Source organism: Micrococcus sp. R8502A1, assembly GCF_006704135.1.
Taxonomy (GTDB): Bacteria; Actinomycetota; Actinomycetes; order Actinomycetales; family Micrococcaceae; genus Micrococcus; species Micrococcus luteus.
This window is the reverse complement of record NZ_VIGS01000086.1, coordinates 1-6,293: the sequence shown is the minus strand read 5'-3', so window position 1 is coordinate 6,293 and position 6,293 is coordinate 1. Positions and strand designations below refer to the sequence as shown.

At 71.5% G+C, this 6,293-nt stretch carries 4 protein-coding genes; all 4 read right to left on the bottom strand.

The genetic code is table 11. The annotated features are described in order from the left end of the window. Positions 1–162: 162 nt before the first annotated feature. Positions 163–873: a DUF3800 domain-containing protein gene (locus FLM69_RS10965; RefSeq protein ID WP_141844232.1), complete on the bottom strand. Its 711-nt coding sequence runs from the start codon at positions 871–873 to the stop codon at positions 163–165. Between the two features lie 24 nt (positions 874–897). Continuing rightward, positions 898–4,167 (bottom strand): type ISP restriction/modification enzyme, encoded by a 3,270-nt coding sequence (locus FLM69_RS11450; protein ID WP_220125179.1) that lies wholly within the window; start codon positions 4,165–4,167, stop codon positions 898–900. Between the two features lie 200 nt (positions 4,168–4,367). Further along, complete coding sequence (locus tag FLM69_RS10955) at positions 4,368–5,327, bottom strand: ornithine cyclodeaminase family protein (RefSeq protein WP_141844231.1); 960 nt, start codon at positions 5,325–5,327, stop codon at positions 4,368–4,370. A gap of 30 nt (positions 5,328–5,357) precedes the next feature. Then, the gene (locus tag FLM69_RS10950) at positions 5,358–6,152 is read right to left on the bottom strand and encodes a glutamine amidotransferase (protein ID WP_141844228.1); all 795 of its coding nucleotides are present in this window, start codon (positions 6,150–6,152) and stop codon (positions 5,358–5,360) included. Positions 6,153–6,293 lie beyond the last annotated feature (141 nt).

Below are 6,293 nucleotides of genomic sequence, written 5' to 3'. Positions count from 1 at the left end.
AGAGGTTTATAAGAGACAGGGGGAGTGGGGAGGGGCAACGCGCCCGAGATAGACTGGCCCACCCGGGCCGGAGGAGGTAGAGTGATCCTCACGGGACGCGCCGCAGGGCGTCTTCCGTCCAACCGAACCCCCGCCCCGCGCGGGGGTTTCGTGTATCCGATGTCATGGCGTCCAGATGTAGTCGTGGCTGAGGACGGAATCCAGCGATTTCCCGATGTTGTTCATGCGCCGTTTCGCCATCGGATTGCGCTCCTTGACGTGTCGTCGGCGTTGCTCGAAGTACGTCAGAACGTCTACCGCCTGCAGGAGACGGCTCCGGTTCGATGGCCCGAAGTAGATCGTGTCGAGCAGGTGGTTCAGCTTTCCGTCAGTCAGGCCTCGCACGGACGCCGACCGCATGCGGCGGTAGCTCAGCCGGCTGTCCTCTCGCAGGTGGTGATCGTCCGCGATGACCATTAACCCACCTGACACCAGCCTGCTTCGGCGGTGGATCCGGTTGAGAAGCTGTCCCGAGACCACCAGATACGGCTCCTGGTCCTCCCATCCCGGTCGGTGATGAAGGCGCTCGGTGTCGACCCCCTGGAAGCCGAACCATGGCGCGTGAGAGCAGATCACATCGACCGCCCTCTGGCTGGCCCATGCCCGGGTTCCCGGGTCCATTGCCGACCAGCCTTCTTCTCCCTGGAACATCGCGTGGCCATGGAACTCGAGTTCGTCGGGTACCTGGTCCGGATGGTCAGCTTTGAGCTGCCCGTGGAGTTCGTCCAGGCCGCGATCAATGGCCCGCACCTGGTCGGCATCCACCACGAGGGCGCCGACGTAGTACACCCCGTCCTGTTGCTGTTCCGACTCGTCCAGATAGCAGATACGCATGGGTCTTGCTCCCCCTTCGCCGCCTCAGAACATCTCACCCTGCCCCGACCCCGGGTCCCGCTTGATCGTCTTGGGCACCTTCCGTTCGGCCGGGGTCGGTTCGGGGAGCTCGCTCGCCGGGATCAGGTCGCCGGCCAGGATCTCGTCCAGGAGCGCCGCCTGGTCCGTGCCCAGGGAGACCGTCTCGGTGAGCACACGCAGCAGGTCCAGGAGTTCGTCGTTCCACTCGTCCGCCCACTCGGTGGGGCGGATGCGGTCCAACGGGGTGGCCGCCTTGCCCGCGGCGCGGCCGATGCCGGTGGCCGTCCGGGCGCCGAGCCACTTGTCCAGCACGTTCATTCCGGACACGGCGAAGGCCCTCACCTCGGGCGAGACACCGGTGACGACGCCGTCCCCCACCGTCAGTCGCTGGGTTGCAGGGTCGTAGGACACGGCCCGCGGGGAGGCCGGCAAGGCCGTCACGGGCTCCTCCCAGCCCAGGCCGGGCACCCGCGGCACCCGACGCGCGGGGCGATCTGCACCGGTGAACCGCTCCCCGTAGGTCTGCAGCCACAGCAGACGTTCACCCAGCTCCACGGCACGGGCGAACAGGGCCGGGTCGACCGTCAGCGGCACGCGGACGGGGCTGCCTTCGAGGGCTTCGTCGAACCGCTGGACGTAGGCGTCGTGGCCGGCGACGCCCATGACATAGGCGGCCAGGTCCTCCGGCGTGACCTCCTGCCTGTAGCGCTCCCCCAGCAGCGGGAGCAGCCCGCCGGTGACGTTGGGCTGAGCGGCTTCAGCGTCCCGGTAGAGGGGGATGACGTCCTTGCCACCACGGTTGTTGTAGTAGTGCAGATCCGGCACCGCCGTCGCCACGGTCACGGCGGGGCCACCGCTGATGCGGGCTGTCCTAGGGGAGACAAAGAACAGCTGGCGGTCCGACAGCGCTTGCCAGAGTGCGGGGCTGTCCGTCTTCGCCAACCGGGGGTCGTCGAAGGTCCACTGGCGGTCGAAGGAGCGCCACGCCACCCGTGTGATCGGCCGGTGCTCAGCGTCGGCGGGCAGCGCCGCCAAGGGGGTCAGGCCGCTCACGGCGGTATGGATGGTGCGCCCAGAGTGGCCCGTCACATACTTCTCCGCACGGGCGTCCGCGGACGGGTCGGCCAACAGCTCTCGCCACCGCCGGCGGAGGGTGTCCTGATCCGGGGCGACGGGCCAGGCGCGGTTGTACTTGATCCCGGGCTGCTGCCAGGGGAAGAGGTCCGCCAGGGCGGGCATGGCCGCCCAGCCCTCCCCGCCGCTGGCCGGTGCCAAGGGGTCGCCCGCCCCACCGGGCAGGCACTCCCATGTGCCGTCGTCGGGATCCAACCGGGCCACCTCGTCCAGGGCCGCGAACTTCTCCGCGCGCGTGCCCCGGAAGCGCCGGTAGTACACGGACGCCTCCCGGGCGGCCTTGCCGGTGCGCACCAGAGTCACGATCGCCACGGGGGTCTGGATGTCGAAGACGTTCTCCTCCTGGCGTGCCCCGCGGCCCTCGCCGCCAAGGTCCATCACCCAGATCTCACTGGCCGTCCGACGGGCCAGATCGCGCAGACCTACAAAGGCCGGGCCGGTCAGCCACGAGGACGCCGTGATGAAGGAGATGATCGCCTGGTCCCCGGGGTCCTGCTGGAACGCCTTCCAGATGGCCCACCGCCAGAAATACACGTACAGGTTGTACAGCGAGGCCTGTGCGGAGAAGATCACGCTCTGCTCCTGGGCGGGGCCGATCACGTCGTCGAACAGCGCGTCCTCGCCGTCCCCGTGCTCCACCCAGCCGCCGGTGCCGGAGGTCACCCGGTCATAGGGCGGGTTGCCGATGGCCACGGTGATGCGCCGGTCCCGCTTGATCCGGCGGGCCGCCTCCGCGGCCTCGACGAGGACCCGCGCGTCGCCGAACAACCCCGCCGCCATGCCGGCGGAGGGGTCCTCCAGGGTGTCCGTCAGGTACACGCCGATCTCCTCCGCCTGGAAGGCGTGACCCTGCGCCTCAGCGAGCCGCTGGCCGATGCGCAGGTGCGCCACCGAGTATGGGCCGGGCAGCAGCTCGAAGGCCAGCAGGTTCTTCGTGAGGTTCTTGGCCACCTGGGCCACCCCCGCCGGGCCGCGTTCCTCCCGGGCCGCTGCCTCCGCGCGGTCGATGACCGCCAGCGGGTAGGTGCCGGAGCCCGTCGCGGGGTCCAGCGTCACCACTGAGGGGGCGCCGAAGCCCAGGGTCTGACCGAAACGTTCCCGCAGCAGCGCGTCCACCACGCGCACCTGGCACTGCACCACACTGATCGGCGTGTAGTAGACACCCGCGCGGTTACGGGCGGCCGGGTCGTAGCGCTGGAGGAAGTCCTCGTAGAACCACAGCCACGGCTCACCACGGGAGTCCGTGGAGCGCTCGATGGCGGCCACGTCCATGCTGGACACCAGCCGCATGATGGCCCCGACCTCCGGGGCGATGTACTCCATGAGCGCCGGGATGCCGATGATCGGTCCGAGGGACGCCGCCAGAACATTGCGGTGGGCCGTCTCCAGGGCGTGCTTGGCCTCCTCAAGCGTCACCACGCCGTCGGCGTTCCGGTCCGCTTGGCCGGAGAGACCGGCGATGGCCATGGAGTAGGCCACGACCTGGGCGACGTCGCCGGCGAACTGGGCGTCCGTGGTTGTGTGGTGCACCGTGTGGTCCCAGGCCGCCTTCGCCTCCCGCACCGAGCGGTAGTTGTTAGACAGGCCTTCCTGGAGGCGCTCTCGAAGGAAGCGGGCCAGCGGGGCCAGGCGGTCCGCGAGCTGGCTCACTCGGGTGATCGGCCGGGGCTGGGCCAGGGTGAACTGTTCCAGGACGGTGCGCAGGCGGTCCGCGTCCCAGCCTGCGACGCCGTCGACGGGCAGGAACGCGGTGTCCACAAGGGAGCCGGAGACATAGAGGGCGATCTCGTCTCCGTTCGAGACGAGCAGCGCGTCCAGCTGGGAGAGCAGGTCCCACTGACCCTTCTCCCGGCCGCGCCACTTCTCTCCGATGACCGTGTGGCCGGGTGCCTTGAGTTCCACCCATCCGCAGGGGCGACCGTCGATCAGGGCGGCGAAGTCCGGGCGCACGCCGTCGAGCTGGGCCTCTCGCAGCAGGCTGAGGTCCCCAAGCCCGGTGACGGAGGAGAACGCGCGCAGGAACTCGGAGACCGGGACCGTCAGCTGCGCCTCCGGCTCGGCGGAGACCCCGCTCGTGGAGGCGAGCCGCGCGTCACGGGCGTACGTCTCAGCGAGCTGGGCGAGGGGTGCGTCGATCATGTGTCCTGCCTTGCAGTGGAGAGGGTGGCGCGAGTCACTCTATCCAGACGGGGCGTGCTCGACTGGGCTGACACCGCGGAGGCCGACCTCGCCCCGCTCGTGGCGAGAAATCTGGTCGGGCTCGCCGGCGCCCTCGTCCTCCTCGCCGTCAGTCGCCGGGACACGCCCTCGGTCCGCCAGCTGGACCCGGCCGCCCCGGCTCAGCCCAGCACCTCCCGCGCCACCGCGCTCGCCACCACCAGGTCCTGCCAGGGCATGCCGGTGGTGACGAACAGGGCGGGCGCGCCCTCCCGCCGACGCGCGGTCCCGGCCACGAGCTCGGCCAGCGTCACCGTGTCCTCGATCCCGGCCAGCGCGCCGGAGTCGATCGCGAGGGTGACGTCGCCGGCCTCGCGGGCGGCCGAGTCCCGCGACTCCACCGCCACGGTCGCGCGGCGGGCCAGGGTGTCGTCGGTCTCGCGGGCGTCCGTGGTGTGCGAGCCCATCGCCACGACCGTCGCGTGCTCCGGCACGAGCGTCCCGTCGAACAGCGGGGCCGTCGCGGCCGTGCACGTCACCACGACGTCCGCCTCCGCCACGGCCTCCGGGCCCGCCGTGCTCGCGGTCACGCCCAGCTCCGCTTCGCTGCGCGCGGCCAGGGCGGCGGCCCGGTCGGCGTCGCGGCCCACCACGGACACCCGCTCCAGCCCGAACACGTCCTGGAACGTGAGCGCGTGCTCCCACGCCTGCACGCCCGTGCCGAACACGACCAGGTGCCGGGGCGAGGCGTCCGCGAGCAGCCGCACCCCGAGCGCGGACACCGCGGAGGTGCGCAGGCCCGTCAGCTCGACGCCGGCCAGCACGGCCCGCGGCGCCTGGCCGGGGCTGCCCGGGGCGCCGAACAGCACGTAGACGCCCTGGATGACGGGCAGCCCGCGCTCGGGGTTGTCCGGGGTGAGGGTGAGCAGCTTGGCGCCGACCTCGGTTCCGCGCGTCGAGGGCATCTGCAGCAGCTGCCCGGCGGCGGTGGGCACGCGGGTGCGGGGGGCGTCGGCCTCCGGGTCCAGGCCGGCGGCGAGGGCCGCCTCCAGCGCGTCGACGGCGGCGCGCGGGCTCAGGGCGTTGCGCACGGCGGGGCCGTCGATCCAGGGCAGGGAAGCGGTGGCGAGGTGCGTGTCCATGCGGCCACGCTACGGGGTGGGCCGGGCGGCTCAGCCGAACAGCGTGCGGAAGTTCGCCAGGATCCGGCGGGGGTGCTCGGGGTCGACGGCGGCCAGCCCCGCCACCGTGGGCTCGTACTCGCCCGGCGCGAAGTACCCGTGGTCGCGGTAGATCTCGAGGCGCTCGAGGATCCCGGCCTGGTCCAGCTCGGGGTGGAACTGGGTGGCGTACTGGCGGGTGCCGAGCCGGAACATCTGCACGGGGCAGGCGGCGCCCGTGGCGAGCAGGACCGCGCCGGGCGGCAGTGCGCTCATCGCCTCCTTGTGGCCGACGTACGCCGCGAACGTGCGCGGCACCCCGGCCAGCAACGGATCCGCGGCACCCTCGTCGGTGAGCGTGACCTCGACGGGCGCGGCCGATTCACCGTACGCGTTGTCCACGACGCCGCCGGCGTGCCGGCCCAGCGTGCCGACGCCGTAGCAGCAGCCGAGGAACGGCAGGTCGCGGCGCCGGACGACGTCGAGCATCCGGCCCAGCTCCGCCTCCACGGCGCGCTGCACGGGGGACTTGGTCTCCTCGGGATCGGAGCCCGTGAACGGGCTGCCGGGCAGGATCACGGCGGCGACGTCCGCGAGCTCCGCCTCCCAGTCCAGGCCGTGCGTGGCCACGTCCGGGCGCTGCACGACGCGGTCCAGGCGCAGCACCCGCAGCCGGCCCTCCGGATAGCCGCCCAGTCGCTGGACGGCCTCGATCTCGGCGGCCGCGGCGTCGTCTTCGGGGCGCGTCTGGACGAGGAGGAACGGCCGCGGATGCGGGCTCGGGACGGCGCCGGTCGGGGTGGTCATCTCGGCAGACTAGTTGTTGTGGGTCATGAGGTTCTTGGCACGAGGCCCGGGCTGAGATGAGACGAGCGGGCCCCGCCCGGCAGGATGGAAGTTCCTCAACAACCCATCCGCTGGAAAGAGCCCGCTCATGACCCACGCTAA

What these genes read in the sequence shown, in the direction of transcription:
- FLM69_RS10965 (WP_141844232.1), bottom strand. Translation starts at nt 873, where the DNA reads ATGCGTATCTGCTATCTGGACGAGTCGGAACAGCAACAGGACGGGGTG.
- FLM69_RS11450 (WP_220125179.1), bottom strand. Translation starts at nt 4,167, where the DNA reads ATGATCGACGCACCCCTCGCCCAGCTCGCTGAGACGTACGCCCGTGAC.
- FLM69_RS10955 (WP_141844231.1), bottom strand. Translation starts at nt 5,327, where the DNA reads ATGGACACGCACCTCGCCACCGCTTCCCTGCCCTGGATCGACGGCCCC.
- FLM69_RS10950 (WP_141844228.1), bottom strand. Translation starts at nt 6,152, where the DNA reads ATGACCACCCCGACCGGCGCCGTCCCGAGCCCGCATCCGCGGCCGTTC.